This window comes from Streptomyces sp. NPDC056144, from assembly GCF_042264145.1.
GTDB lineage: Bacteria > Actinomycetota > Actinomycetes > Streptomycetales > Streptomycetaceae > Streptomyces.
In genome coordinates, this window is record NZ_JBHJVF010000001.1 from 1302646 (window position 1) to 1327993 (window position 25348).

General features: G+C 71.9%; 27 protein-coding genes. 11 read left to right on the forward strand and 16 right to left on the reverse strand.

All coding sequences use genetic code 11. From position 1 onward, the window contains the following. Positions 1-23 precede the first annotated feature (23 nt). The 4 genes from ACFC0Z_RS05690 to ACFC0Z_RS05705 form a co-directional block, all read right to left on the reverse strand. The gene (locus tag ACFC0Z_RS05690; protein WP_376433044.1) at positions 24-1748 is read right to left on the reverse strand and encodes an aldehyde dehydrogenase family protein; all 1725 of its coding nucleotides are present in this window, start codon (positions 1746-1748) and stop codon (positions 24-26) included. Between the two features lie 60 nt (positions 1749-1808). Next, positions 1809-3215, reverse strand: a complete 1407-nt coding sequence (locus ACFC0Z_RS05695) for an MFS transporter (protein WP_376433046.1) — start codon at positions 3213-3215, stop codon at positions 1809-1811. Between the two features lie 56 nt (positions 3216-3271). Beyond that, positions 3272-4195, reverse strand: a complete 924-nt coding sequence (locus tag ACFC0Z_RS05700; protein ID WP_376433048.1) for a TauD/TfdA dioxygenase family protein — start codon at positions 4193-4195, stop codon at positions 3272-3274. Between the two features lie 142 nt (positions 4196-4337). Then, complete coding sequence (locus ACFC0Z_RS05705; RefSeq protein WP_376433050.1) at positions 4338-4946, reverse strand: TetR/AcrR family transcriptional regulator; 609 nt, start codon at positions 4944-4946, stop codon at positions 4338-4340. A 136-nt stretch (positions 4947-5082) separates the two neighbouring features. Between ACFC0Z_RS05705 and ACFC0Z_RS05710 the strand changes: the two genes are divergently transcribed. Continuing rightward, positions 5083-5607, forward strand: a complete 525-nt coding sequence (locus ACFC0Z_RS05710; protein ID WP_376433052.1) for a VOC family protein — start codon at positions 5083-5085, stop codon at positions 5605-5607. A gap of 266 nt (positions 5608-5873) precedes the next feature. After that, positions 5874-6200, forward strand: coding sequence for a hypothetical protein (locus ACFC0Z_RS05715; RefSeq protein WP_376433054.1), 327 nt, complete (start codon positions 5874-5876; stop codon positions 6198-6200). A 25-nt stretch (positions 6201-6225) separates the two neighbouring features. Here the strand turns inward: ACFC0Z_RS05715 and ACFC0Z_RS05720 are convergent, their stop codons facing one another. From ACFC0Z_RS05720 to ACFC0Z_RS05750, 7 genes are all read right to left on the reverse strand, one after another. Further along, on the reverse strand, positions 6226-6726 hold the full coding sequence (locus ACFC0Z_RS05720; RefSeq protein ID WP_376433056.1) for a DedA family protein: 501 nt from the start codon (positions 6724-6726) through the stop codon (positions 6226-6228). A gap of 198 nt (positions 6727-6924) precedes the next feature. Next, positions 6925-7392, reverse strand: coding sequence for a hypothetical protein (locus tag ACFC0Z_RS05725; protein WP_376433058.1), 468 nt, complete (start codon positions 7390-7392; stop codon positions 6925-6927). Positions 7393-7445: 53 nt separating this feature from the next. Continuing rightward, a complete protein-coding gene (locus tag ACFC0Z_RS05730) occupies positions 7446-8717 on the reverse strand; it encodes a hypothetical protein (RefSeq protein ID WP_376433060.1) in 1272 nt (423 codons plus the stop codon). 224 nt (positions 8718-8941) lie between these two features. Then, complete coding sequence (locus tag ACFC0Z_RS05735; RefSeq protein WP_376433062.1) at positions 8942-9262, reverse strand: nuclear transport factor 2 family protein; 321 nt, start codon at positions 9260-9262, stop codon at positions 8942-8944. Positions 9263-9286: 24 nt separating this feature from the next. Beyond that, positions 9287-10684: a glutamine synthetase gene (locus tag ACFC0Z_RS05740; RefSeq protein WP_376433064.1), complete on the reverse strand. Its 1398-nt coding sequence runs from the start codon at positions 10682-10684 to the stop codon at positions 9287-9289. Between the two features lie 96 nt (positions 10685-10780). Next, a complete protein-coding gene (locus tag ACFC0Z_RS05745) occupies positions 10781-11527 on the reverse strand; it encodes a class I SAM-dependent DNA methyltransferase (protein WP_376433066.1) in 747 nt (248 codons plus the stop codon). Then, complete coding sequence (locus ACFC0Z_RS05750; protein ID WP_376433068.1) at positions 11524-12129, reverse strand: NIPSNAP family protein; 606 nt, start codon at positions 12127-12129, stop codon at positions 11524-11526. The genes ACFC0Z_RS05745 and ACFC0Z_RS05750 overlap by 4 nt, the downstream gene beginning before the upstream one ends. Before the next feature lie 110 nt (positions 12130-12239). Between ACFC0Z_RS05750 and ACFC0Z_RS05755 the strand changes: the two genes are divergently transcribed. Beyond that, a complete protein-coding gene (locus ACFC0Z_RS05755; RefSeq protein ID WP_376433070.1) occupies positions 12240-12971 on the forward strand; it encodes a VOC family protein in 732 nt (243 codons plus the stop codon). A gap of 34 nt (positions 12972-13005) precedes the next feature. Here the strand turns inward: ACFC0Z_RS05755 and ACFC0Z_RS05760 are convergent, their stop codons facing one another. Both ACFC0Z_RS05760 and ACFC0Z_RS05765 read right to left on the reverse strand, forming a co-directional pair. Next, positions 13006-14511: an alpha/beta fold hydrolase gene (locus ACFC0Z_RS05760; RefSeq protein ID WP_376433072.1), complete on the reverse strand. Its 1506-nt coding sequence runs from the start codon at positions 14509-14511 to the stop codon at positions 13006-13008. A gap of 128 nt (positions 14512-14639) precedes the next feature. Next, complete coding sequence (locus tag ACFC0Z_RS05765; RefSeq protein ID WP_376433074.1) at positions 14640-15521, reverse strand: helix-turn-helix transcriptional regulator; 882 nt, start codon at positions 15519-15521, stop codon at positions 14640-14642. Positions 15522-15876: 355 nt separating this feature from the next. Here ACFC0Z_RS05765 and ACFC0Z_RS05770 point away from each other — a divergent pair, with 355 nt between their 5' ends. Further along, positions 15877-18033, forward strand: coding sequence for a glucose PTS transporter subunit IIA (locus tag ACFC0Z_RS05770; protein WP_376433076.1), 2157 nt, complete (start codon positions 15877-15879; stop codon positions 18031-18033). A gap of 123 nt (positions 18034-18156) precedes the next feature. Continuing rightward, positions 18157-19008: a PRD domain-containing protein gene (locus tag ACFC0Z_RS05775; protein WP_376433078.1), complete on the forward strand. Its 852-nt coding sequence runs from the start codon at positions 18157-18159 to the stop codon at positions 19006-19008. Positions 19009-19019: 11 nt separating this feature from the next. Here ACFC0Z_RS05775 and ACFC0Z_RS05780 read toward each other — a convergent pair whose 3' ends face one another. After that, complete coding sequence (locus ACFC0Z_RS05780; protein ID WP_376433080.1) at positions 19020-20009, reverse strand: sigma-70 family RNA polymerase sigma factor; 990 nt, start codon at positions 20007-20009, stop codon at positions 19020-19022. Between the two features lie 100 nt (positions 20010-20109). On the opposite strand from ACFC0Z_RS05780, the gene ACFC0Z_RS05785 reads away from it, so the two are divergent. From ACFC0Z_RS05785 to ACFC0Z_RS05800, 4 genes are all read left to right on the forward strand, one after another. Further along, positions 20110-20796, forward strand: a complete 687-nt coding sequence (locus ACFC0Z_RS05785) for a maleylpyruvate isomerase family mycothiol-dependent enzyme (protein WP_376433082.1) — start codon at positions 20110-20112, stop codon at positions 20794-20796. 105 nt (positions 20797-20901) lie between these two features. After that, positions 20902-21576 carry a DUF998 domain-containing protein gene (locus ACFC0Z_RS05790; RefSeq protein WP_376433084.1) on the forward strand — a complete coding sequence of 225 codons (675 nt, stop codon included), beginning with the start codon at positions 20902-20904 and terminating at the stop codon, positions 21574-21576. 72 nt (positions 21577-21648) lie between these two features. Next, positions 21649-21855, forward strand: coding sequence for a DUF4287 domain-containing protein (locus tag ACFC0Z_RS05795; RefSeq protein ID WP_376433086.1), 207 nt, complete (start codon positions 21649-21651; stop codon positions 21853-21855). Between the two features lie 47 nt (positions 21856-21902). After that, entirely contained in the window at positions 21903-22373 is a 471-nt protein-coding gene (locus ACFC0Z_RS05800) for a hypothetical protein (RefSeq protein WP_376433088.1), read from the forward strand. Between the two features lie 21 nt (positions 22374-22394). On the opposite strand, the gene ACFC0Z_RS05805 is transcribed toward ACFC0Z_RS05800, so the two are convergent. Beyond that, complete coding sequence (locus ACFC0Z_RS05805) at positions 22395-23531, reverse strand: DUF5954 family protein (RefSeq protein ID WP_376433090.1); 1137 nt, start codon at positions 23529-23531, stop codon at positions 22395-22397. 118 nt (positions 23532-23649) lie between these two features. Between ACFC0Z_RS05805 and ACFC0Z_RS05810 the strand changes: the two genes are divergently transcribed. Both ACFC0Z_RS05810 and ACFC0Z_RS05815 read left to right on the forward strand, forming a co-directional pair. Next, positions 23650-24288 carry a nucleotidyltransferase domain-containing protein gene (locus ACFC0Z_RS05810; protein WP_376433092.1) on the forward strand — a complete coding sequence of 213 codons (639 nt, stop codon included), beginning with the start codon at positions 23650-23652 and terminating at the stop codon, positions 24286-24288. A 9-nt stretch (positions 24289-24297) separates the two neighbouring features. Then, the gene (locus tag ACFC0Z_RS05815) at positions 24298-24738 is read left to right on the forward strand and encodes a hypothetical protein (RefSeq protein ID WP_376433094.1); all 441 of its coding nucleotides are present in this window, start codon (positions 24298-24300) and stop codon (positions 24736-24738) included. 5 nt (positions 24739-24743) lie between these two features. On the opposite strand, the gene ACFC0Z_RS05820 is transcribed toward ACFC0Z_RS05815, so the two are convergent. Beyond that, positions 24744-25322, reverse strand: a complete 579-nt coding sequence (locus ACFC0Z_RS05820; RefSeq protein WP_376433096.1) for an O-methyltransferase — start codon at positions 25320-25322, stop codon at positions 24744-24746. Positions 25323-25348: the final 26 nt, after the last annotated feature.

A 25348-nucleotide genomic window follows, 5' to 3' on the forward strand; every position in this document is an offset into this window, starting at 1 on the left:
GAAGGGGGCGCGGGACGAGCGTGTCAGCCCCGCAGCGCGGAGGAGAAGATGCCGGGGAGCCGTGCGACCGAAGGAGCCGCGGTGAAGCGGGTGAACCGCTCCAGAGTCGTGGCCCCGGTGCGGTTGGTGACGAAGTACGGCGGCCGGGGAGACAACGACGCCGAACCGGTGAACAGGCCCCGGGGGGCGGGAGCGAAGGGAGCGCGCAGCACGGTCTTCTCGATGTCGTCGTCGGCCAGCATGAAGGCGTTGTGGACGAACCCCACACCGCTGCCGATGTCCTGCCGGGTGTGCCCGGGGTAGGCGCCCCAGGGCGTGTACCCGAGCAGGAAGCCGATGGCGGACCAGCAGTTGACGCCCACCGTGCCGTAGCGCAGCTCGGCGACGGCCGCGTCGACCTCCGCGCGGTGCGCCTTCTCGGTCCGGGGGTGGACGAGAAGCGTCGCACCGAGCGTGCCCGGGAGACGGTCGTTGGCGAACGCGACGGCCTCGCGGAGAAACGCTCCGGGGGTGGCGCCCGGGAGGCGCACGACCCCCAGGGCGCTGGCGAAGACCTCGTCGCTGAGCATCATGTCGCTCGTGCCGTCGTCGACGGTCACGTCGGGTACGAGGAGCCGTGCGTCGCCGTCACCGTGGCTCTCCGCCTCGGGGTGGGCCGCACGCACGGCGGCGAGGCGCAGGTCGGCGCCCGGGTAGTAGTCGGTACGGGCGGGCAGTTCGCGCAGGATCCGGCGGATCTCGGCGAGGAGCCGGTCGGACCCCTCCCAGTCGCGGGGAAGAACGAGGATCTGGCTGGCGACGCAGTTGTGACCGGAGTTGTTCAGCTTGCTGGTGACGATGTGCTCGGCCTGGAAACGGTAGTCCGCGGCGGACCACGGGCCCGGCACCACGACGCAGGGGCTGACCCCGCCGAGTTCACTGCTGAACGGCTTCGTGTTCCGCGGCGTGTCCGCCCTGCGGCGCTCATCGGCCCCCTCGTCCGTGCCCCAGACGATCGCGTCGTGCGTGCGGTCGCTGCCGGTGACGTGGATGGCGTCGACCCCCTCGTGGTCGGCGAGGTACGCGCCCTCGGCGGCGCCGCCGTCCACGAAACGCACCCAGCCGCGGTCCCCGAACTCGGCGAAGACCCGTTCGAAGGCGGGGCGCAGATAGGCGTTGACCGGGTTCATCTTGGCGAGGACGACCTGGCCCTCCACGTACAGCTTGTGCAGGATGTCCAGCGCGGTGATCGCCGCGACGTTCCCCGCGCCCAGGACCAGCGCGACACCGGCGTCCGCCGTGCGGCCGCGGTAGAGCCCGGCCGCGCGCGTACGGACCCGGTCCGGTGTGGTGCCCGGACGGGTCCACACCCTCGCCGTGAATCCGTTGAGGAGCAGGGTGTCCCAGCCGGTGGCGGGGAAGACGTCGACGACCGTGCGACCCCTGACCTCCCGCACGGCACGGCTGTCGACGGGCTCCTTGCCGGCGGCGATGCGGCGCAGCACCCGCAGGTAGGCGCTCGCGGTCTGCGCCAGGGCCCACGGGGCGCCCGCCCAGTCCTCGGCGGCCCACGGCGAGTCGGGGCCGTACCCCTTGGCGCGGGCGGCCGAGGCGACCATCGACGAGGCCTCCTCCGCGACACGCGGCAGCAGGCGTTCCAGCAGGGCGATCCGCTCGGCGAGCGGGGTGGCCGCCCACGTGTGCGCCCCCTGCCGCAGCTCGGCGACGGCGGCGTCCAGCGACTCGGCGCCGAGAACGGACGGACTCATGGTCGTACTCCTTGAACGGACCGCGCGCGGACGCGGATCAGGAAGGGCGAGGAAGGGCGGTCAGGCATCGGCGGTGGCGGTCGCCGTAGCGGGGGCGTCGGTGTCGGCATCGGCATCGGCATCGGCCTCGGTGTCGGCCCCGACACGGGCCGCGTCGCGGGCCGGGTCGACGAGGACGAAGGCACAGGCGGCCCCGACGAGCAGCAGCACGGCGGAGACGAGGATCGCGGTCTGGTACCCGGCGGGCCCCTGGGCGTCGACCATCCGGCCGACGACGGTCGGCGCGATGAGCCCCGCGGTGGTCACCACCGCGTTCATCGTGCCGAGTGCGCCGCCGCGACGGGAGGCCGGTGCGAGCTCGGCGACCGTGGTCACGGCGACGGTGGCGAACGACCCGCCGAAGCCGAAACCGACGACCAGCAGGGCGGTCTTCGCCCCGGTGCCCTCGGCGAGCGGAACGGCCAGGAAGGCGAGCGCGCCCACGAGGAGCAGCGCGGCCCCCACCCGGCCACGCGCCCAGCGGCTCCCCACTCCGCGCCGCATGAGCCACCCTGTCAGGGCGGCCTGACCGAGCAGCACCACGGCGCCCAGTGCCCACGGCAGGGCCACCAGCCGTCCGGCGGCCTCGGGCGAGTGGCCGAGCCCGTTCTTGAGGTAGGACGGCAGCCACACGAGCATGAGGGCCACGCCCCAGTAGCTGGTGAAGTACGCGGCGGTGGTGCCGATCCACGTACGACTGGCGAAGACACGCCGGTACGCGGGCCATGCCCGGGAGGCGGAGCTTACGGGCGACGGACCGGCGTCGCGCGTACGGGTGCCACGCGTACGGGCTTCGATGCCGTCGCGGTACGGTCCGTCGGCGCCGCACACCAGCCACCCCGCGGACCACACGAGTCCCAGTGCCGCGACCACCCAGAGGGCGGCACGCCAGCCGTGGTTCTGGATGACCCAGGACAGTCCCGGCGCGGCGGTGACCACGCCGAGGGTGACGCCCAGGGTGACCAGGGCCCCGGGGAGGTTGCGCCGGTCGTTGGGGAACCAGGAGAGGGCGGCCTGTTGGGCGACGGGGAAGGCCGGGCCCTCGGCGGCGCCGAGCACGACGCGGGTGCCGATGAGGACGGCGAGCCCGCCCCCGAGGGCTGCGGGCACCTGCGCCACGGACCACATCAGGGCCATGGCGAGGAGCAGCCACCTCAGGGGCAGCCGGTCGGCGAGCAGTCCGACGCCGGCCGCCGCGACGGAGAACAGCAGGAAGAAGGCGCTGTTCGCCAGGCCGAAGTCGGTGGCGGACAGGCCGAGATCGGAGCGGATCTCGTCGGCGGCGAGGCCGAAGACGGCCTTGTCGGCGAAGTTGATCATCATGAAGACGACGAGCATGCCGGTGACGACCCAGGCGCGGACGCCGGGGCGAGAGGCCGGTCGGACGGCCCGCGCGAGGGGCGGGACCGAGGTGTCGGGGGCTGCCACGGAGACCTCCGGGGAAGGGATGACGGGGGCGGGCGCGTGTGCTCGGGGATCGGCGGTCAGGACAGGGGGCGGCCCGCGACGGCGATGCGCTCCATGACGCGCCGCTGCGGGTAGTAGTCGTTGATCGCGTAGTGCTGGACCGCGATGTTGTCCCAGATCGCGATCGAGTCCGGCTGCCAGCGGAAGCGCACCTGGTACTCGGGGATCCGCGCCTGGAGGACGAGCTCGTCGAGCAGTTCGCGGTTCTCCTTCTCCGAGAGCCCGACGACGTGCGTGGTGAAGGGCTCGTTGACGTAGAGCACCTTGCGGCCGGACACCGGGTGGCGCACGACCACGGGGTGCTCGACGGCGGGCAGGGACTTCCGGAAGTGGGCGATCTGTTCCGGCGTCATGGTCGATCCCCAGCTGGGAACCCAGTCGTGCACCGCGGTGAGTCCGTCGATCCGGGCCTTGAGCTCGTCGGAGAGGTTGTCGTACGCGGCCCCCATGTCGGCCCACATAGTGTCGCCGCCGGACGGGGGCGTCTCGACGGCCCGCAGGACGGAGCCGAGGGCGGGCGCGGCCATGAACGAGTGGTCGCTGTGCCAGATGTTCTCCTGGCCGACGGCCGTGGCGTCCTTGGCGAGCCGGGAGACGCCGGCGGTCTCGCTCGCGGGGAAGAAGGGGTTGGCCTCCGGCACGCCCCACACGGCCGCGAGGGCGAGGTGGTGCTCGGGGGTGAAGTCGTGCTGGCCGCGGAAGAAGACGACCTTCCACTCGAGCAGGGCCTGACGGAGTTCGGTGGCGAGTTCCTCGCCGATCGGCCGGGTCAGGTCGGCGCCGGTGATCTCGGCGCCGATGTGCGGGGTGAGCGGAGTGATGTCGATCCGCTGGTACGCGAAGGGCTCGGCGCCCGGGGCGGTGCGCTCCAGGGTGCGCCTTCCGTAGCGCAGCAGGGGCTTGTCGAGGACCGGCTGGGGCTGGGTGGCGGACATGGCCATGGGATACCTCCACAGTGACGACGGCGACGACGGTGGTGACGGCGACGACCGGGAATTCGTTACTGGGAGTATCGATATGAGAATGTGCGAGGGCAAGGGGTATGCCAGGGTCAGTTTCGACAGGGTGTGGGACGCCCTCGGATCAAGGCTGGACGGCCACGCCGCGCGCGATCAGCTCGACCACCGTGTCGACCAGCGTGGCGTCGGGAGCTTCCATCTCCCCGACCAGGCGGAACACGAGAGGCGCGGCCACCATCGTGGCCACGGCGCGGACATCGGCGTCCGGCCGCACGTCCCCCCGGGCGATGCCCCGGTCGAGGATGGCGCGGGTCTCGCTCATGACGCGGGCCGAGTAGGCGCCGTACGCGCTCCGCACGGCCCCCGCCTCGGCCGCCGCCCCGATGACCGCGGCCATCAGCCGGTCGATTCCGGGCGCCCGGTACGCCTCCGCGCGGGCTTCCAGCACGAGCCGCAGCTCGGCACGGAAGTCGCCCAGGTCCGGGACGGACAGCTGACCGACGCGCGACTCGGCCGCGGCGATGAGCAGATCCTGCTTGGTGGGCCAGCGCCGGTAGATGGCGGGCTTGCTGACCTCGGCCCGCTGGGCGACCGCGTCCATCGTGACCGAGGCGAGGCCGGTCTCGGCCACCAGGGCGACGACGGCGTCCAGCACCGCCCGGTCCACCCGCTCCTCGCGCGGGCGCCCCGGTCCAGGCCGCCGCCCTTCCTCGCGTCCCCGCATCCCAGCCATGTGCCGAGGGTACGCGGGCGGTCGCCGCCACCGACGACCAGGGCGGCCGGCGTGGGACGCGCATCTAGGACCTCATCTGACCTGGTTCGCCTCTACCGTCGTCTTCTCAGCCGGAAACGACGGAGGGACGAGAGCCATGAACCGCACCGCACCCGAGGGCTACACCAGCGTCGCGCCGTGGGTGGTTACCGACGACACCGGCGCACTGCTCGACTTCATCACCGCCGCCTTCGGCGGCGAGGAGCTCGCGCGGGTCCCGGTCGAGGACGGGACCATCGGCCACGGCGAGATCCGTGTCGGCGACACGGTCGTCCTGGCCTTCGACCGACGGCCCGACTGGCTGGTCATGCCGTCGCTGCTCCGGGTGTACGTCCCCGACGCGGACGCCGCCATGGCCGCCGCCGTCGCCCACGGGGCGCAGGTGGTCACCGAGACGATCGACAGCGCGTGGGGCGACCGCGGGGGACGTGTACGGGACCCGTTCGGCAACATCTGGTGGGTCACCAGCCGGGTCGAGGACGTCGCACCGGACCAGGCATGGCAGCGCATGTCCGAGCCCAAGTACGCTGACGCGATGCGCCTGGCGCAGGAGACCCTGGACGCCGAACTGAGCGGACGGGAGTCGGGCACCGCGAGCGCCCCGAGGCGCCCGGCCTCGTAGCCGTAGCCGTGGCCGTAGCCGGGACTGTGGGCCGCTCATGGCCGGTGCGGCACCCACGGCCCCTCGCTCCCGAAGCTCCTGCGGAACACCGTGCCCGGCGTCGCGAACGCCACCTCCAGCGCCGCGCGCTCGATGGTGGTGCGCGCCGGGCGCCTGGGAACGTTCCGGTAGCCGCAGGCGCGCAGAAGACCGGTGGCCGACGTCCAGCCGTCCGCCGCCGCCACCCCTTCGTCGCTGGCGCCTACCGAGGACGTCAGACTGGGTGCATGTCCGCAGCGGAACTCGATCATGGCCCCCGCACACTGTCGCCCGCGAGTTCGGGCGAAATCCTCGACCGGCACGGCCTTCGGTGGACGAAGAGCAGAGGTCCGCTGGACGTCCGCCTGGCGAAGCGTCTGGTGAAGGGTGCGGACGAGATGATCATCGGGGAGGGGGCGGGGGAGACCCTGCGCTCCGTGCCCGCCGAAGGCCGCGCCGAGGCGTGGGCCCTGATCAAGCGCGAGCTTCACCCCGCCGAACACTGGCGGTACCGGGCCTTCGACTTCCGCTCCGAGGACGGCCGCGTCCTCCTCTACGTGGAGGAGTCCTGCTGAGGCGTTCCGGCGGCTCGGGGATTGCTCAGGATTCCTCGGTCGCGGGTGTGCCGGGAGTGCCGGGGGTCCTGGTGACCGACGCCGTTCGTCGGCGCCGGTAGAGCACCGTCCCGCACACCGCGAGGGCGAGGAGCGCCACGGCGGCCACGCCGAGGGCCGTCTGCTCGGCGAAGAGGCGGCCCAGGACCGCGAGCACGCCGAGACCGGCGGTCGCGTAGATCAGCGCCCACGCGGCTCCGCCGAGGAACAGGGCGGGGAGGTACCGGCGCAGGGGCATGCGCATCGTGCCGGCGAGGAAGTTGGCGGCGGTCTGGAAGCCGACGGTCAGGAAGGAGACCGCCACCACGGGCGATCCCCACCGCTGGATCGCCTGCTCGACGCGCTGGAACTTCGGCGAGGTCATCCGGGCGGCGAACCGGCTGCGCCGGGCCCCGGCGGCGGTGAGCCACCCGAGCGCGAACGTCCCGCCCGCGCGGAGGAGCACGATGGCGTAGAGGGTCGCCGCGGTGATCGCGATCTTGCTCATGACGCCTCGTCCTTGTTCCGTCCTGTGGGTGCGGCCTGGGGTCCCCGGGAACCCGGCCCCGCGCCGAACTGTCAGGCAAGGCTAGCCTAACTGCGCTTGCGCGTGGAGAGGGCGTCCCCGGCCGTGGGCGCCGGTGCCCACGGTGTCACCGCGCCGCCCGGGTGCGAAAGGGGCCGAAAGGCCCATGAATCGTCCGGCTCAGCGCCAGATCGCCTGCGCGGAGTCGAGCTGGACCCAAGTGATCGGGTTGCCCGTGTTCGCGCCGTAGATGGTGACGGAACCCGCGGGGTTGATCTCGAAGCGGCAGGCGTTGATGCCCTGGCTGTTGTTGCGGGGCACGGTGGCGCGTACGTACCAGGTCGGGAGGGGGAAGCCGGCCGGCAGGGTGGCGATCTTGGTGTCGGCGGTCCAGGAACCGGTGATCTGGCCCCGGGCCTGGAGGAACGCGGTGCCGGCGATCGTGACGACGCGGACCTGAGGCGTCGCCCCGGCGGTCGGGGTGATGCCGGGCTCCAGGGCGAGGTCGACCCACGGGTCGGCCGTGACGCCGGCCTCGGCGGCAGCGGCGGGAGCGGCCGTGGCGAGACCGCCGACGGCGAGCCCGGCGGGGAGGGCGAGGGCGGCACCGAGGATGCTGCGCCGGTTACGGGACTGGGGCTGGGACACGAGTACTCCTCAAGAACACAAGGACAGGGGGCAGACGAGGGACAAGCCGGGGGCTAGCTCCAGGCGGCGCTGAAGCTGTCGAGCTGGACCCAGGTGATGACGTTGATCGACCGGCCGCCGTAGAGACGCAGCTCGCGGTCCGTCCCCGCCTCGACGCGGGCGGCCGCGTACCCGCCGTTGTTGTTGCGCGGCACGCCGGCGCGCGCGGTCATGCTCGGGGTGAGGGAGTCCGGGAGGTAGCCGATGACCGCGTCGGCGTCGAAACTGCCCTTGATCCCTCCGCTCAGCTGGAGCGTGGTGGTGCCGGCGACGCTGATCAGCCGCCCCCGGGGAGCGTTCTGGTCGACGCTCACCCCGGACGCGAGGGTGATCGGCTGCCAGTCGGTGAGCACCTTGACCCCGTCGACCTCGGGAGCGCCGGACAGCGACAGGATCGTGCAGGTGCGCGGACCCGGATCCTCGCAGGCGAAGCCGAAGTGCAGGTACGGTACGCCGCCGCGGACGGACACGTTCATGCCCTCGGCCTCGCGCCACGGCAGGCCGGGCCCGGCGGTGATGTGCCGCCGGTCGAGGATGGCGCCGGTCGCCCAGTCGATGGCGGTGATGTACGTGTTCCCGGGGAGCGGCACCGCGCCGAGGCTCTTGCCCTGGAGCGTGTAGAGGACGCCGGCGTGGGACGCGTACCCCTGGAAGTCGGTGCCCTCCGGCGGCAGCGTCACGGAGAGGCGCTGGAGCGGGACCCATTCGCCCGCCGTCGCCTTGGCGAGGTCGTACCGGTCGAACGTCATGACCCCGCTGAGGTTGAAGCGGAGGACGAGCTCGTTGGCGCTGCGGTCGATGGTCGGGGTGACGCCGCGGGCGTTGGCGGTCGGCCGGTACGGGGTGGTGTGCGCCGTGCTGCCGTAGTCCAGGATCGTGCCGGAGGCGAAACGGAAGCTGGTGACGGCGGTGCCGAAGCCGTCGTTCTCGCCGTTCGGGGAGGAGGCCGTCTCCGTCCACAGCCAGACGACGCCGTTCCGGTTGTCCACACCGAGGTTGACGCCGTGCCCGAAACCGCGCAGGTACATGTACCCGGTGATCGCCCCGGACGGACTGAGCCGGGTCACGCACAGGTCGCCGTTGGTGCTGCGCGTGGCCCACGGCAGGGCCTCGGCCTCGCCGGCGAGCCTGAGGCCGCCCTCCATGATCTGGAGCACGTAGATCTCGCCGGTGACCGGGTCGATGCCGAAGGACTGCATGACCGTGGCGTTCTGCAGCGGGCGCCGGTGGAGCAGCTTGCCCACCGGGCCCGCGATGTCGATCGGACTGATGACGGCGGTACTCAAGGGCGGCACTCCTGGTGGGTGGTTGCGGCGGGTCTCCGGCGACGCGCCCGCGCCACCCCGCGAGGCGGGCGCGGACGTGGACGCGGCTTCGGACCGGACCAGCCGGAGTGTGCCAACCCGTCGGCCGCGCCGGGGAATTCACCGGTAACTCGCCGGCATCGCCGCGGCCGGCGCCACGTGGAGCGTGAGCGAGGGACCCCCCGCGTGCCCAGCGCCGCCTCCGTTCAGGCCTGACCGGTCTCGAAGCGGCTGACGCGACCGTCGGAGACGGTGAACCGCCACGCGGTGCGCATCGAGCCCCATGTGTCGTTGCGGTAGTCCGCGACGAGGGAGCGTCCGCCGTCGGACTCGGACTCGACATCCATGTGCCCACCGGACGAGAAGATCTCCCGTTCGGTCCAGTCGTTCAGGTCACGCTCCGAGCCGTCGTCGGACATCGTCGCGCCAGGGGTCAGCGCCGCATGAAAGGCCGCGCGGTCACCGGAGTTGAGGGCGATGACGAAGGCGCGAACGGCGGGGTCGGTGAGCTGCTCGGGCGGGATCACGGTTTCTCCTCGATGGCGTTGCGGTCAGTAGGCGTGGCGTACGGCGGCGATCAGTTCCTCGGGCGTGGAGTCGGCGAACAGTTCGGCCTCCGCGCGGCGCACCGCGCCGATGGCCTCGAAGAGGGGATCGCCCAGCGCAGAGCGGAGCACTTCGGAATCCTGGAAGCGCTTGAGCGCCTCGGGCAGCGAGGGCGGCAGGCGGTCGACCGACGGCAGATGCGCTGGATCCCCGGCGACCGGTGACGGAAGCCGCAGCCCGTCCCGTACCCCCGCGAGCCCTGCCGCGATTACGCAGCCGGTGACCAGATAGGGGTTCGCGGCCGGGTCGAAGCACTTCACCTCGGCGTTGGCGGTGTACGGGTCGTCCGACGGCCCCGGAATGAACCGGAGCGCGGCCTCGCGGTTCTCCACGCCCCAGCAGTGGAAGGCCCCCGCCCAGTGGCTGGGCCGCAGCCGCAGGTAACTGGCGGCGCTGGGCGCGCCGATCGCCATCAGGGCGGGCAGCTCGCGGAGCACTCCTGCGAAGAACGCCTCGGCGTCCCGGGTCATGCCGGCGGCGCCGGGCCCCTCACGGCACAGGTTCCGGCCGTCGTGCCACAGACTCGTGTGCAGGTGCCGGCCGTTGCCGAGCGCGCTCGCGGTCGCGACCGGCGCGAACACCGGCGTCAGGCCGTGGCGCAGGGACACCGCCCGCACGGTCTCCCGGACGAGGACGGCCAGATCCGCCGTCGTCACCGGGTCGGCGGGCGCCACCGACAGCTCCATCTGGCCCGCCGCGTACTCGGGATGGACCTGCATCACGGGCACGTCCTGGTCCCGCAGGGTACGGAGGACGTCGGCGAGGTACGCGGACAGGTCGACCAGCCGCGTCATCCCGTACGCGGGGCCGGCGGTCGGGTAGGCGGGCGTACCGCCACCGCTGTCCCCGGTCTCCCGCAGGACGACCCACTCCGTCTCGAAGCCCATCCGCACGTCGAAACCGGCGGCGCGGGCCTCCTCGGTCATCCGGCGGGCGAACTGCCGCTGGCAGCACGGATGCGGCTCGCCCTCCTGGTCGTGGCGGTCGGCGGGCGCCCACGCCCACCCGGGCTGCGCGGCGAGCGCGGTGAGACGACCGAGGTCGGGGTGGAGGCGCAGGTCGCCGTCAGGCCCGCCGACGTACCTGCTCTCGGTGATCGAGTCGTCGAGGAGGAAGACGTCGAACACCGGCGACATCCCGACCCCGCGCTCCACCGCCTCGGGAAGCCGCTCGACCGGCACGCCCTTCACCCGGGTGATGCCGCTGTTGTCGACCCAGGTCATGGCCACGCCGTCGATGCCGGACGCGGCCAGCCGGACCGCCTCCGCCCGGACCTGCGCTTGGGCCTGCGCCTGGACCTGCGCGCCGATCGGGAGGACATCGTCGTTCGTTCCGTCGCTCATCGCCGTCCCCAAGCCCTGACTTGCCCGTGTACCCGTACGCGGGCAAGTCTAGGTGACGCACAGTGGTGGTGATATCACACTCCGCGTTGGGTGTCCTCAGGCCGGCTTGCGCCACACCGAGATGTGCTTGGTGGAGTCCTGGGTGAACGGGGAACCCTCCCAGTCCGCCACGCGCTGTTCGAGCTCAAGGCCCGCGAGCCGCGCCATCAGGTCGAGCTCGGCGGGCCAGGCGTACCGGTGCCGGGAGTTCTCGCGGCGGTACGTGGCGTCCTCCCCGTCTCCCTCCCGGGTGAGGTGGTGCGAGACGAGGATCTGCTCGACCAGGTCGAAGGTGTCGAAGCCGATGTGTCCGTCGGACACGTCGAACGGCACCGCGAGCTGGGTGGGAGGGAGGAGTCGCAGAGGCGGTACGCCCAGTTCGATGACGAACCGGCCACCGGGCTCCAGATGCCGTGCGGCGTTGCGGAAACACTCGACCTGCTCGTCCTGGGTGAGCAGGTTCGAGATGGTGTTGTAGACGAGATAGACGAGGGTGAACTCACCCGGGACGACGGTCGTGGCCATGTCCCCGAGGACCACCGGGAGCGTGTCCTCGTCGGTCTTACGGCGCAGCACCGCCGCCATGTGCTCGGAGAGTTCGATCCCCACGACCGGGACGCCGCGCTCCCGGAGCGGGACCCCCACCCGCCCGGTCCCGATGGCGAACTCCAGCGCGCGGCCGTCACCGGCGAGCTTGGCGAGCAAGTCGAGAGTCGGTGCGAGGAAGTCCTCCGAGGAGGAGCCGGCCTCCTCGGCGTCGTAACGTTCGGCGGTCGCGCGGGTCCACAGCTCACTGCTCGTCATGAACGGCCACTCTTCCGATGCGTGACGGGCTTTGTCGACGCAATTACGGGCTCCAGCCGCATCTGCTGGGCCGGCCAGGGCGCCGGCTCGGTCCGGCCGAACCAGACCCGCACGTCCTCCCCGGTCCTGACGGGCAGACGGGGGAAGTCGTTCTCGGCGTGCTCCGTACGGTGCAGCGCGTGGTCCGGGCCGAGGCGCTCTGCCGCGTACGCGTCGAACGCGGCCGGGTCGTCGGGGTGGGCGATCGTCGCGAACACCTCGCGCGCGCCCGGCTGAGGCAGGAAGTTCGGGCCGCGCAGCAGCAGGACGTTGTCGCTGTCGATCATGGTGGCGTTGGCGGCGTCGCGGTGCTCAAGCCAGACCGGCCCGGTGTAGAACGCCTCCAGTGCCCGCCGGCGGTGCGCCATGTCGGGGAACGCGCGCATCCAGACGAAGCGGTCCGGATCGTCCAGGTCGCGGAACCGGCCGCCGAGGGTGATGCCGACCTCCTCCTGGCCGGTCACGAACTCGCGCTCGAACAGCTCGATCAGCTCGTCACGGGTGCCGGGATGCAGGGTGTACTGGCGGAGTTCGACGATGCTCATGCGGTGGTTGTTGTCCATGGAGAGCACGCTAGGACGGGTTCACTGACACCTTCTGTCAGTGGATATCGCCGGATCCGGCGGACCGGTGCGCTCTGGTCCGCCGGTCGCCCGTGCCCGACGATGGGGCCATGGATGCCACGCATGCCACGGAGCGGAAACTGACCCGTCAGCAGGCCTCGGAGGCGGTCGAGGAGCACGGCTGGCGCTACCTCCTCGGCGCGCTGCAGACGGCGGTCGCGGCCGGGACGTCGGTGGAAGCGGTCCGCTTGGCGGCGGACGCGGTCGCGGTGTGCGGCGACGACGCGGACGGTCATCTCTGGATCGACGTCCGCCCTGGCCGGGTCGTCCTCACTCTCCAGTCGCTGGAACACGCGACGGTCACCACGCGGGATGTCGAGCTCGCGATCCGCATCTCCGCCGCCGCCGTCGCGGCCGGCCTTCAACCGGAGCCGGGACCGGGAGGGCTGGCAGCGGGACCGGACACCTCGCGCTCCGTCCAGATCCTGGAGATCGCCCTCGACGCCCTGGACATCGCAGCGATCCGGCCCTTCTGGAAAGCGGTCCTCGGGTACGAGGACGAGGCCGGCGCCGAAGGTGCCGAGGATCCCCTCGTCGACCCGCTCCGGCAGGGCCCGGCCGTCTGGTTCCAGCGGATGGACCGCGCGCGTCCGCAGCGCAACCGCATCCACCTCGACATCAGCGTTCCCCACGACGAGGCGCCTCGACGGATCGACGCGGCACTCGCCGCCGGAGGGCGGCTCGTCTCCGCGGCCGCCGCCCCCGCCTTCTGGGTGCTCGCCGACCGGGAGGGGAACGAGGTCTGCGTCACCACGTGGCAGGGGCGCGACCCCGTCGAATGAGGCGTCCGGGCGCGGGAGGACTCCGCCCGGGTGGTCAGAAAGCCGGCGTCCCCTGCCGCAACAGGAACTCCTCGGCGGCGCGCGCACCCCCTTCGCTCCTGTTCTGGGTGGAGTGCCCCGCCCCGGGCAGTACGACGAGTTCGGCCTTCGGCGTCACCGCCGCCAAGTCCCGCGCCCATCGCACGGGCGTCGAGAGGTCCCGGTCGCCGGCGAGGAACAGGACGGGCATGGTCAGGGTGTGCCCGGGCGCGGCCCGGTGGGGGCGTGACGCGGGCCAGGGCAGACAGGTCCGGGGGATGCCCTGGGCACCGGCCGTCTCGCGCTCGAACGGCCACACCGTGGCCGGTCTGATCCGCTGGACGGCCCGCTTGAGGGCGCGCTCCCGCCCCTCGACGGGCGCCGAGGCGTCACCCCACGGCCAGCGCGCGTCCGCGCAGAGCGTCGCCGCGTGCAGTCCGGAGCTGAACTCCGACGCCGGTTCTTCGGACGGCGCGGAGAACCCGGCGACCAGGCCGTCGAGAGCGGCCCGGTCGCCGGAGGCGGACGCGTGGAGCGCGTCGAGGATGCCGAACCGGGGGTTGTCGAGCTTCGGATCGATGATGCTGGCGATGACGAGCAGGTTGAACACACCGACACCGTTGCCGTCCCGCCGCACGACCTTCGCGAGGTCCCGGGCCGGGTCGAACCCGCATCGCTGCTCGCGGCAGGCGGTGCGGAGCACCTGCGCGCTGTGGCCGAGGGAGTCCTCGTACAGCACCCCGGCACCGTCGAGCGGAACGACGGAGTCGAGGACGAGGGAGCGGACCCGGCGCGGATGCGTCAGCGCGTACTGCCCGGCGGTGAAGGTGCCGTACGAGACGCCGTCGACCGTCCAGGAGTCCACGCCGAGGGCGCGCCGCAGGTCTTCGAGGTCGGCGACCGTGTCGGCGGTGGTGAAGAAGTCCCGCCGGACGCCGAGGCTTTCGGCGCAGGCCGTGACGGCGCCGGGCGTCGGGGCGACGGTGTCGCTGCTGCCCACCTCCTTCTGGAGCGCCGGGCAGTCGATCGCCGCGCCGCCGGTGCCACGCTGGTCGATCATCACCAGCCGGTACTGGGCCAGGGCCCGGGGGAGCCGCTCGCGGATCCGCTGGACGTAGGGGACGCCCGGCTGGCCGGGGCCGCCGGTGAGGAAGAGCAGCGTTCCCTTGGCTGCGTCGGCCGGGCCGTGGACGGCGACCTGGAGCCTGAGCGTGCCCGGCACGGCGCCCGTACGGTCCAGCGGCACGGTGAGGTCGGCGCAGGTCACGTCGGCCTGTCCCGTACAGGGACCGGGATCGGTGAGCGCCGGCGCGGCGCCCGAGTCGGCCGTGGAGGGCGGGGCGTACGGAGTCGTGGTGGGAGAGGCGGGCGAGGCGGGGGCGTGCGGGGTCGAGGCGCGCGAGGTCGAGACGTGCGGGGGCGAGGTGTACGGGTCAGGGGCGGCGCCCGGTGCCGTGCTCGCGCACGCGACGGCCGTCAGGGCGGCAGCCACGGCCGTACCGGCTCTGGTCAGGAAGCTCATCGTCACGTTCCCCCAGGAGGAAGACGGGGAGCCGCGCGGCACCCGGGCAGGTGCGGGAGGCACGGCACCGGCCGGGGCGTCCGGCCGCCGCCAGTCTGCGGCGCACCCTCCGTCGGGGCGTTGGACATTCATGCGCGATTCGCCAGAACACCTCTCAAGGCGCTGGGCACGCTCCCCGTGCGGCTGCGGCACACCCGGGTCAGATGGGCCTGGTCGGCGAACCCGTACACGTACGCGAGGAAGCGCAGGTTCTCCTCGCCCTCCTCGAACGCGTGCAGGACGCCCCGGATCCGCAGGTCGTTGCGGTGGCGGGTGAGGGTCGTGCCGGTGACGGAGCGGAAGACGCGGCTGAGGTGGTGCGGGGAGGCGCCGACCGTGCGGGCGAGGTCCTCCAGGGAGAGACGCAGGCCCGGCGCTCCGCCCGCCAGGACCGCGCAGGCGTCGCGGACCAGCCGGGCGTGCGCGCGGGCCGCGCCGGGACGGCTCGCGGTGTCCGCGCGCCAGTGCCCGGTGGTGGCGGACACGTCGTCGAGCAACCGGTGCAGCCGTTCGCCCAGTTCGAAGGTGTCGGCTCCGTGCCGGGCGGCGGCCAGGAGGGCGCGGTGGCGGACGTCGGCGGCTCCGGTGACCGTGAACCGGCGGGACCGCGGCGGGCCGTCGAAGCGGTCGGCGAACAGGCCGGCGTCGAGCCGGATCTCGGTGGACCGGTCACCGGGGCCGATCGGATGGGCGACCCGCTGTTCGTCGCCCGGCCGGGTGAGGTAGCCGCCGCTCGCGTCGACGAAGAACTCCTCCCCGGCGATCCGGCGCAGGTAGCCGCCCGACCGCGTCAGGACGACGGTGAACCCGTCGGCCTGCCCGGGCCCGACGAACCCCGTGCTGTCCTCGCAGCACAGGATGTCCTGGACGGTGATCCCGGCGGCGCTGATCAGCCCGCGCAGCGCCCCGCGCCGTTCCCGTATGGCCTCGTCCCGCGGCACCGGCCTTGGTGATGCGCCGATCTCGTCCATGCGTTCCGCCCCCCCGAGACGTCGGATCCCCTTCCGGGCGTCGATTCACACGTGGGTTGCTCCGGGAAGCTCCGGGCCGCTGAGCCGATGTGGCGCACGGCACAGAACAGACGTTTTCGGCCACGGCTCACGGTGCTAATCTGTTGTTCGATCGATCTCGATCGCAGGATTGTTACTTCCCGAGGACACCGTCGTCGTCGCTGTCGCGACGCCAAGGCGGTGGACCGCTTGAGGGAAGGCAAGGCCTGGGTAGCGCCGTGTGCGCGACCCGGGCCTTTTTTGTTTTTCCGATCCTGCCGGGAGAGATCGCGGTCAGTACCAGGACGGCGAAAGCCCGAAGATGCAAGGACGCGTCATGAACACAACTGGAGCCGGTGGCGGCACGCAGGCGGAGCGGATCCTCCGCGGCGTCGGCGGTGCCGCGAACGTCGAGAGCCTCACGCACTGCGCGACCCGACTGCGTTTCCAGCTCCACGACGGGGCCAAGGCGGACGTGGCGGCGCTCGACGGCGTCGACGGGGTCATGGCCACCGTGCCGCAGTCCGGCGACCGGCTCCAGATCGTCGTCGGCGGGGCCGTCGCCCGCGTCTACACCGAGATCATGAACCTGCCGACGATGAGCGGCGGCGGCACCCCCGCCCCGAAGTCCGACGCCGACGTCAAGGCCGAGGCGCGCGCCAAGGGCCGCGGTCGCTACGCGTACGTCGACAACTTCTTCGAGTACCTCTCCGACTCGTTCCGCCCGCTCATGGGCGTCCTGCTCGGCTCCTCGCTGATCATCGCGATCGCCTCCGTCCTCGACGCCCTCGGCTTCGTCGACTTCCGCGCCGCCGACAAGTCTTCGACCTGGGTCTTCGTCGACGCGATGTGGCGCTCGGTCCTGTACTTCCTGCCGATCATGGTCGCGTACAACGCGGCCAAGAAACTGAAGATCGACCCCTGGGTCGGCGCCGCCGTGATGGCCGCGGTGATGACCCCGAACTTCACCGGCATGCTCAACCCGGACTCCGGCATCCCCGGCATCACCTGCACCACGAACGCGACCCTGGGAACCCAGAGCTGCGTGGCGCACGTCTTCGGCCTGCCGATGCAGCTGAACGACTACGGCGGCCAGGTCTTCGTGCCGCTGATGATGGTGGCCGTGCTGGCCCTCGTCTACAAGGGCCTCCAGAAGATCTTCCCGGAGACCGTGCACCTGGTCTTCGTGCCGTTCTTCAGCATGCTGATCATGATCCCGGTCACCGCCTTCCTCATCGGTCCCATGGGCGTCTGGGCCGGCAACGGCCTCGGCGAGGGACTCTCCTGGCTCAACGGCAACGCCCCGATCGTCTTCGCGATCATCATCCCGCTGCTGTACCCGTTCCTCGTGCCGCTGGGCCTGCACTGGCCGCTCAACGCGCTCATGCTCGTCAACATCAACACCCTCGGCTACGACTTCATCCAGGGCCCCATGGGCGCGTGGAACTTCGCCTGCTTCGGCGCCACCGCCGGTGTGCTCCTGCTCTCCCTGCGCCACCGCGAGGCCGAGATGCGCCAGACCGCGACCGGCGCCCTGGCGGCCGGCCTCCTCGGCGGCATCTCCGAGCCCTCGCTCTACGGCATCCACCTGCGCTTCAAGCGGATCTACCCGCGCATGCTCGTCGGCTGCCTCGTCGGCGGTGTGATCGTCGGCGTCATGGGCGGCGTGGACACCAAGGCCTTCGCCTTCACCTCCCTCCTGACCATCCCGGTCTTCTCCCCGATGTCCACCTACGTCATCGCGATCACGGCGGCGTTCTTCGTCTCGATGGCCCTCGTGTACTTCTCCGACTTCCGCACCCCCGAGGACCGCGCCCGCGCCAACGCCGAGCGTGACGCCGTCGAGGCGGCCGAGAACGGCACGACGGTGACGGAGACCGAGGAGCGCGAGCTCGTCACGGTCGGCGCGCCGGCGCAGACGGCGCAGGCGGCGGGGACGGCTGAGGCCTCGGCCCCGGCGACCGCTACGGCTGCGGCCCCCGCCGCACCCGCGACCCCCGCCCCCGCCCCCGCGACCGTCACCGCCCCGGCGGACGGGAAGACCACCGAGCTCGTCGCCCCGGTGGCCGGCCACGTGATCGGTCTCGACGACGTCAAGGACCCGGTCTTCGCCTCCCGCGCCCTCGGCGAGGGCGTCGGCATCGAACCGGCGGACGGCCACGTCGTCGCCCCGGTCGCCGGTGAACTGATGGTCGTCGCCGAGACCGGCCACGCCTTCGGTATCCGCACGGCCGACGGCGTCGAGGTACTGATCCACATCGGCATCGACACCGTACGGATGAATGGCGAGGGCTTCGACGTCCGCGTCGAGGCGGGCAGCCAGGTCGCGGTCGGCGACCTCCTCGCCGAGGTCGACCTGGACGCCGTACGCGCTGCGGACCACCCGACCGTCACCCTGATGACGGTGACCAACACGGCGGAACTCGCCTCGGTCGAGCCCCGCACTGGACAGGACGTCACGGCCGGGACCCCTGTGGTGACGGTACGGCGGTGACGCACGGCACCCCGTTCGGCGGCGGGTACGGGCTCGCGGAGCTCGTACCCGCCGCCGGGCAGTGTCACGGATGCGGGATGATGGGGGAGAAATCGGACCATGGGCGAGCAGGGAGGGTAGGGGTTGAAGGCGCTGCGTGTCCTGAACAACAACGTGGTCCTCGCGCGTGACGACAAGGGCCAGGAGGTCATCCTCACGGGGCGGGGCATCGGGTTCAGCTCCCGACAGGGCAAGCCGGTCGACCCCAGCCTGATCGTGCGGGTCTTCGTGCCCGCCGACGGCCGCGACCCGGACCACCTCAGCGAGGTCCTCGCGCTGATCGACGAGGAGGTCCTGCGGGCCGTCGTGATCGCGCTCGACGAGGCCGGCATCGAGGGCCGCGAGTCGACCCGCCCGACCCTCGCCATCGCCGTGGCCGACCACGTGGCGGGGGCGCTGGAGCGGGCCAAGCGCGGCATCGTCATCGAGTACCCCCTCCAGGCCGAGGTCCAGGCCCTCTACGCCACCGAGTACGCGCAGGCGCAGCGCCTCCTCACGGCCATCAACGAGCGGGTCGACGGCCGCCTGGAGGAACCCGAGGCCATCGCCCTGGCGCTGCACCTCGTGAACGCGGGCTTCGCGACGGGCGACCTCTCCTTCACGTACACGATGACGGGGGTCATCCAGCAGATGCTGGCCGTCGTACGGGAGCGGCACGGCCTGTCGGTCGCGCAGGAGTCGATGACGGCGGCCCGCTTCATCACGCACGTCCGCTACCTCTTCGTACGGATCGAGCAGCACCGCCAGCTCAAGGGCCACGAGTCCACGATCGGACAGGGCATCCGGCGCCACTACCCCGAGGAGACGCGGACGGCGCAGCAGCTGGCGACGATCGTCGAACTCCGCCTGGGCCAGCGCCTGAGCGAGGACGAGGTCTCGTACCTGGCGCTCCACGTGGCCCGTATGACCACGGACCCGGACGCGAACGACGTCTGAGAGGCATGTGGTCAGGCGGAGAGGCGCTCCGGCAGGCCGAACCGCGGGAACAGGCGCGCGGTGTCACGGAAGGCCGTGATGCTCGCGATCCGGTCGCCGGAGAACTCGACGACCTGGAGCGCCCAGGGCTCGTACCCGTCCCCGTCCGCGTTGGGGCGGTACTGGCCGAAGGCGGGCGAGCCGTTCGCGATAGTCGGGACGAGCCGCGATCCGCGGCAGCCGACGGCGGGGCCGGTCAGCCACGACGCGATGTCGGCGACGCCGCGCATCCACTTCGCGTACGGCGGCAGGGACAGGGTGGCGTCGACGTGGAGGAGGAGGTTCATCTCCTCCATGTCGTAGCGCGAGAAGGCCGAGGCGTACCGCTCGGCCAGCACCCGCCGGACGCCCTCGGGCGCCGGGGTGCCAGGTCCCTCTCCTCCCGTACGCCGCTCCGCGAGCGTGGCGCGGGCCCGCTGGAGGGCGCTGTTGGCGGAGGCGACCGTCGAACCGTGCAGGTCGGCGACCTCGCGGGCCGAGAATCCCAGGACGTCCCGCAGGATCAGCGTGGCCCGCTGCCGGGGCGGCAGGTGCTGGAGCGCGGCGACGAAGGCCAGCCGTACGGACTCGGCGACCTCCGCGACGGACTCCGGACCGCCGTCGGGCAGGGGATCGATCCACAGGGCGTCGTCTGCCGGGGCTCCGGGCGGCACGGCACCGGCCGACGGCCCGGACAGGTCCACCGGCAGTGCCCGCCGCTTGCCCGCGGCGAGCGCGTCCAGACAGACGTTGGTGGCGATGCGGTACACCCAGGACCGGAGCGACGACCTGCCCTCGAACCCGCCGGCGTTCCGCCAGGCCTTGACCAGCGCTTCCTGCGCGGCGTCCTCGGCCTCGGCGGCGAAACCGAGCATCCGGTAGCAGTAGCGGATCAATTCCGGCCGAAGAGAATCCAGTTCCTCCGCCGTCGTACTGACCGTTGTGTCCGTCATGCCGTACGTCTCCGCTCTCTCCGCCGTCATGATCATTATCCGACGAGCCGCAACCGGGACTACCGCGAAGCGCGTGTTGGTGATCGGACATTGGATATTGGATATCGGAATCGAAGCGAGGCGGCGCGGCGTGGGACATGACCAGGTACTCGAAGCCTTTCGGCGGGAATGCGAGGCGCTCGGCGACTCCGTCACCGGCCTGACCAAGGCCGAGTGGGACCTTCCGACACGGTGCACGCCCTGGACCGTACGGGACCTGCTCGGGCACGTCTGCGTGGTGATCGACTGGCTGCCGGCCATGCTGGACGCGCCCGCACCCGACGAGGCGGAGATCTCCGCCGTGCGGTACTACCGTCCGGACGACCGCTTCTCGCCGCAGACGAATGACAAGCGGATCGCGCTGGCGCAGGACCGCGGGGCAGGGCTCGCCTCCTCCTTCGCTTCCTCCTCCGAGGACTTCGACGCGACGTGGCGGCGGGCCGACCGGCTGTGCCGGGCCGAGCCCGGCGGCCGTACCGTGCGGACCCGCCATGGCGACGCCATGCTCCTGTCGGAGTTCCTCCTCACCCGCGTCGTCGAGGTCGCCGTCCACGGCCTCGACCTCGCCGACGCGCTCGGCCGCGAGGCCTGGCTCACGCCCGTGGCCGGTGACGCCGTGACAGAACTCCTCCTCGGCGCGGAGCACGTCCCCGCCATCGACGAGCTCGGATGGAGCCGGGCCCGCTTCCTGCGCAAGGCCACTGGGCGGGAGCCGTTGGAGGAGGCGGAGGCGGCGACGGTCGAGCGGCTGGGCATCCGCTGGCTGGCCCTCGGCTGAGAAGCCGTTTCGACGGGATCCGTTGGGAGCGATGAGTTTCCTCGTCGGCGAGGGTCATAAGGGGTGACTGGTGACCACGCCCCACCGAGGAAGAAGGCCCCCGCCATGACCGACATACTCACGACCGCCGTCTCCGACTCCGTCCCCGCTTCGCGGCCCGACACTGCCGCCTCGGCGCGTTGGGCCCTGATCGGCGGTGTAGCGGCTGGACCGCTGTTCCTGGCGGCCGGACTCGCTCAGGGAGCGGTCCGTGACGGCTTCGACTTCACGCGGAACGCGATCAGCCAGCTCGCGCTCGGGGAGGCGGGCTGGGTCCAGACGGTCAACTTCCTCCTCGCCGGTGCGCTGTTGCTCGCCGCCGCGACCGGGCTGCGGCGGGTGCTCCGCGGCGGCCCCGGCGGGACCTGGGGCCCGGCCCTGATCGCCGTCTTCGGCGCTTCCTTCTGGCTGGCGGCGGCCTTCCCGGCCGACGCGGGGGCGGGCTTCCCGGCCGGGGCTCCCGAGGCGACGGTGATGAGCGGGCACGGCGCCGTCCACATGTTCGGCGGGATGGTCGGCTACCTCGCCCTGTGCGCCGCCTTCGTGGTCCTGGCCCGCGCGCTCGCCGCCCGGGGGCTGCGGGCCTGGGCGGTCGCGACCCGTATCGTCCCCGTGGTCGTACTCGCCGGTTTCATGGCCTCGGCCGCCTCGGTCCTGGCGTTCACGACCGGCGCGGGCCTCGGCCTGCTGTGGCTGAGCGCGGTGACAACACGCCTGGCGATCCCCACCGCCGGACGCTAATCGACCGACTACGGTTCGCGTCAGCCTCGCAATCAAGATCATCAACATCCCACCGCACGAACGGAGCACGCCATGACCGACGCAGTGAAGGGCCCCGCCAGCTACTTCCCGTCCATCGAGAAGAAGTACGGCCGCCCGATCTCGGAGTGGAAGGACCTCATCCGCTCCTCTCCGCTGACCAAGCACATGGAGCTGGTCGCCTGGCTCAAGTCCGAGCACGGACTTGGCCACGGCCACGCGAACGCCCTCGTGGCCCACACCCTCGCCGAGGGCAGCTGACGACCCGAGACGCGAAGCGCGAAGGGACGGGATGGGAGGATGCGCCGATGGACATGACCGAGGGTGCCGACGAGGCAGTCATCCAGTACGTCCGCTTCCAGTCGCCGCATCCCAACAGCCGAGGCTCTTTCACCGGCGTGTTCGGGCTGGTCAACAACCTGGCGAGAGAAGGCAGACTGTCCGACGAGCAGGAGTCCTTCCGGCGCAGCAACAACAAGTGGTACGACGCCGCCTACCCCGACCCCTCACGCGTCGACCCCACCGTCTACGACGACGCCGTCCACCCCGGCGCGGCGGCCTGGTTCAAGCCGTCGGCCACTCATCTCCTCGCCAGGGTCCCGGGTTACGTGGAGATCCTGACCGCCCACGGCGTCGACTGCGAGACGCTGAGGTCTGCCGACCCGGGACGGGTCGTCTACGAGGACGAGGTTCAGGTGGTGGTCGTGCCCCATCGGCCGGGCACGACCACCTGCTCACGACCCCCGGCTCACGAGACCGCGGAGGTCACTGAGACGTAGTGACGCACCTGAGGCGGACCGTCAGTCGTCATCGCTGTCGTCCTCGCCGGAGTCCGAGCCCGAGGATTCCCGGTGGATCACCCCGTCCTCGTCCATGTGCGGATGCATGGCCATGGGGTCCTGGGAGTTGACGTCGGACGGGCGGGGGCCCTCCGGGCCGTCGGGGCCCCAGCGGAGCAGGCGGCGGGAGCGGCCGATCCGGTACACGGTGCCGTGGAGCTCGATCTCGTCGACCACCCCCTCGCGCAGTCGGTCCGAGGCGGCGACGTACGCCGCGAGTTCGCCCGCCTTCTCGCTGGAGTTCTCGGCCACGATGCTGCGGGCGTCGGCATGGGGGTCGGTGTCGAAGGGGATCAGGCCGCGTCGGCGCGGTTCCATCCAGGTGAAGCTGAAGTCGAGGCTCTTGCGGGCGTCGTGGGCGGTGGCGTGGAGTCCGCTGCTCGGTGTCCAGTTTCCCTTCCCGGCCTTCTCGACGACCAGGAACGCGGCGGGCATCATCACCACGTCCGGATGCGACTCCACGGCCCGCGCGGAATCCTCCCGTACCTGACGGGGGAACTTCTTCGCGGTGTACGCGAGAGACCGCATGCCCAGGCGCTCCGCCGCCTGGAGCGGGCTGACGGGAGCCTCGGGGTCCACGACGAGGCCTTCGTCGATTTCCGGGCCGCGGTCCGCACGGTTCCAGCTGATGACGCGGGGCACGGGATCGGTGGGCCGAGGCGCCTCGATGCGCCCGTGCGCGTCGACGCGCGCGTACTCCTCGGCCCGCACCACGCGGTACCGGGTGCCGAGCACGGTGAGCTCGTCGACGCGCTCGGTCTCAAGCCGGGCCACCGCCGCGAGCAGCGCGCGCCGCTCGGCCCTGTCCTTCGCCTCGTCCTTCGCCCGGAACCAGAACAGGGAGTTCAGGCTGTCGCGGGCCAGCTGCGGGCAGCCGGCGTTGACCGCGATGACCACGCGCCATCGCAGTCCGTCGCTTTCACTGTTCGCCGCCACTCCGAACAGCGGGCCGCGCACGGCGACGCCGGTGTGCCGCCGAGCGGCGTCGGCGCGCTCGGCCTCCAGCAGGGTTTCCACCGGCTCCACCGGTTCGCGTACCAACACCGGCCACGGCCACGCCCCCGCGCCCATTCCCGTCCACTCAGCATCGTCGCTCATGCCGCCATCCTGGCGACCTCGTGCCGGTGTTTCGCGCTTTCACCGGAACACCCCTCGAACCGGTACGTCCACGCCGGACGGGCTCCGAACCCCCCTGCCGACGGGATACGTTGGTCCGATGACCGAGACCATGCCGCCGGGCGGCGCCGTCCTCGACCCGGACGAGATCGACGCCCGGTGGGCGGACGCCTGGCGGCCGGAGCAGGTCGCGGAGCGACTGGCCGATGCGGACGCGCCCTGGTACGTCGCGGCCGGCTGGGCGCTCGACCTGTTCCGCGGAGGGCAGTCGCGGCCCCACGGCGACCTGGAGATCGCGGTTCCCGTCGCCGGCTTCGCGGAGATCCGGGACCGTTTCCCCGAGTACGCGTTCGACGCCGTGGGCTCCGGACGCGTCTGGGCCGATCCGGGAGCCGAGGCGCTCGCCGCCACGCACCAGACCTGGGTACGGGATCGGGCGACCGACCGCTACCTCTTCGACGTCTTCCGGGAGCCGCACGAGGGCGGAACGTGGATCTGCCGGCGCGACGAGAGCCTGCGACTGCCCTACGACGCCCTGATCGAGCGGACCTCCGACGGCATCCCGTTCCTGGCACCGGAGCTGGTGCTCCTCTTCAAGGCCAAGGCGTCCCGCCCGAAGGACCAGGCGGACTTCGAAGGAGTCCTGCCGCTCCTCGACCGTCCACGGCGCGAAGCCCTCAGCGGCTGGCTGACCCGCGTGCACCCCGGCCATCCGTGGCTGCGGGAACTGGCCGAGTAGCCACAACAGTTGGCTGACCGGCAGGCTGCGATCCATGGTGGGGCCGAACCGCTGTCGACGGGAGTGTTGCGCATGAGGAGAACAGGCAGGCGGAAGGTGTCGGCCTTATTGGTCGTGGCCCTGACGGGGCTCCTCTCGGCCTGCGGCGAGCAGGAGCCCGACCCGGAACGGGTCGCGTCCTGGCGGGAGGACTACTGCTGGGACTTGTGGGCTTGGCAGCGGGTCACCCATGATCCGCCCGAGAAGGGATACGGCAACGAGCCTGTAATCACCGCTGCGGCGGTGATGTCCGCGGCGAAGGTGGTTGATCGGGAGCACCTCGACCACGCGGGCAGTCACATCCTGTACGACACGTCCCAGGCGGTCGCCCACGGCGACCAGGAGGCGGAGAGGCGTGTGTCGGAGTACTGCGCCGCCGTGGGCTTCGAGACGCTGATGGATTACCTCTGAGGGCGTCAGGCTGTCCGTACTGCCATCAGTACTCCGGTTGCCCATGCCAGGCGGACGCATCGGAAGTCCTCGCGTGTGTCCAGCTCTGCCAGCAGGCGTTTCACGGAGACTTCGTGCCCCTCCGGCCAGCCGGGCTGGGGGAGGAGATCGTCGATCAGATAGGTCCCGCCGGGAGCCACGAGGTCCAGGGCGCGGTCGAGGTGGGTGAACTTGCCCGGCCAGGTGTCCGCGAAGACCAGGTCGAAGGGAGCGCCGTCGAACTCCTCCAGCCAGGTGCCGCCGTCCTGGGCGACGAACGTGACCCGTGGGTCGGCACCCAACTGCTCCCGGGCGATGGCCTGGACGGTGGGGTCGAGTTCGACGGTGGTCAGGTGGGAGGCGGAGTCCATGCCGTCGAGGAGCCAGGCGGTGCCCTCCCCGGCTCCGGTGCCGAGTTCCAGGATCCGGCCCGCGGGCCTGGCGGCGGCCAGGGCCGCCAGCAGGCTTCCTGTGCGGTCCTCGCTGGACATGGCGAAGCCCGCGTCGCGCGCCTGGGAACGCAACGCGGGCAGGGCGGTCGGGAAGCTGCTCGGTGTGTCGTCCATCCGCAGATCATGCGAGGACCAGGCCT

Coding starts and splice junctions, on each gene's coding strand:
- ACFC0Z_RS05690 (WP_376433044.1), bottom strand. CDS start 1,748: ATGAGTCCGTCCGTTCTCGGCGCCGAGTCGCTGGACGCCGCCGTCGCC.
- ACFC0Z_RS05700 (WP_376433048.1), bottom strand. CDS start 4,195: ATGGCCATGTCCGCCACCCAGCCCCAGCCGGTCCTCGACAAGCCCCTG.
- ACFC0Z_RS05705 (WP_376433050.1), bottom strand. CDS start 4,946: ATGGCTGGGATGCGGGGACGCGAGGAAGGGCGGCGGCCTGGACCGGGG.
- ACFC0Z_RS05710 (WP_376433052.1), top strand. CDS start 5,083: ATGAACCGCACCGCACCCGAGGGCTACACCAGCGTCGCGCCGTGGGTG.
- ACFC0Z_RS05715 (WP_376433054.1), top strand. CDS start 5,874: ATGTCCGCAGCGGAACTCGATCATGGCCCCCGCACACTGTCGCCCGCG.
- ACFC0Z_RS05720 (WP_376433056.1), bottom strand. CDS start 6,726: ATGAGCAAGATCGCGATCACCGCGGCGACCCTCTACGCCATCGTGCTC.
- ACFC0Z_RS05740 (WP_376433064.1), bottom strand. CDS start 10,684: ATGAGCGACGGAACGAACGACGATGTCCTCCCGATCGGCGCGCAGGTC.
- ACFC0Z_RS05745 (WP_376433066.1), bottom strand. CDS start 11,527: ATGACGAGCAGTGAGCTGTGGACCCGCGCGACCGCCGAACGTTACGAC.
- ACFC0Z_RS05750 (WP_376433068.1), bottom strand. CDS start 12,129: ATGGACAACAACCACCGCATGAGCATCGTCGAACTCCGCCAGTACACC.
- ACFC0Z_RS05755 (WP_376433070.1), top strand. CDS start 12,240: ATGGATGCCACGCATGCCACGGAGCGGAAACTGACCCGTCAGCAGGCC.
- ACFC0Z_RS05760 (WP_376433072.1), bottom strand. CDS start 14,511: ATGAGCTTCCTGACCAGAGCCGGTACGGCCGTGGCTGCCGCCCTGACG.
- ACFC0Z_RS05765 (WP_376433074.1), bottom strand. CDS start 15,521: ATGGACGAGATCGGCGCATCACCAAGGCCGGTGCCGCGGGACGAGGCC.
- ACFC0Z_RS05770 (WP_376433076.1), top strand. CDS start 15,877: ATGAACACAACTGGAGCCGGTGGCGGCACGCAGGCGGAGCGGATCCTC.
- ACFC0Z_RS05780 (WP_376433080.1), bottom strand. CDS start 20,009: ATGACGGCGGAGAGAGCGGAGACGTACGGCATGACGGACACAACGGTC.
- ACFC0Z_RS05790 (WP_376433084.1), top strand. CDS start 20,902: ATGACCGACATACTCACGACCGCCGTCTCCGACTCCGTCCCCGCTTCG.
- ACFC0Z_RS05795 (WP_376433086.1), top strand. CDS start 21,649: ATGACCGACGCAGTGAAGGGCCCCGCCAGCTACTTCCCGTCCATCGAG.
- ACFC0Z_RS05800 (WP_376433088.1), top strand. CDS start 21,903: ATGGACATGACCGAGGGTGCCGACGAGGCAGTCATCCAGTACGTCCGC.
- ACFC0Z_RS05805 (WP_376433090.1), bottom strand. CDS start 23,531: ATGAGCGACGATGCTGAGTGGACGGGAATGGGCGCGGGGGCGTGGCCG.
- ACFC0Z_RS05810 (WP_376433092.1), top strand. CDS start 23,650: ATGACCGAGACCATGCCGCCGGGCGGCGCCGTCCTCGACCCGGACGAG.
- ACFC0Z_RS05820 (WP_376433096.1), bottom strand. CDS start 25,322: ATGGACGACACACCGAGCAGCTTCCCGACCGCCCTGCCCGCGTTGCGT.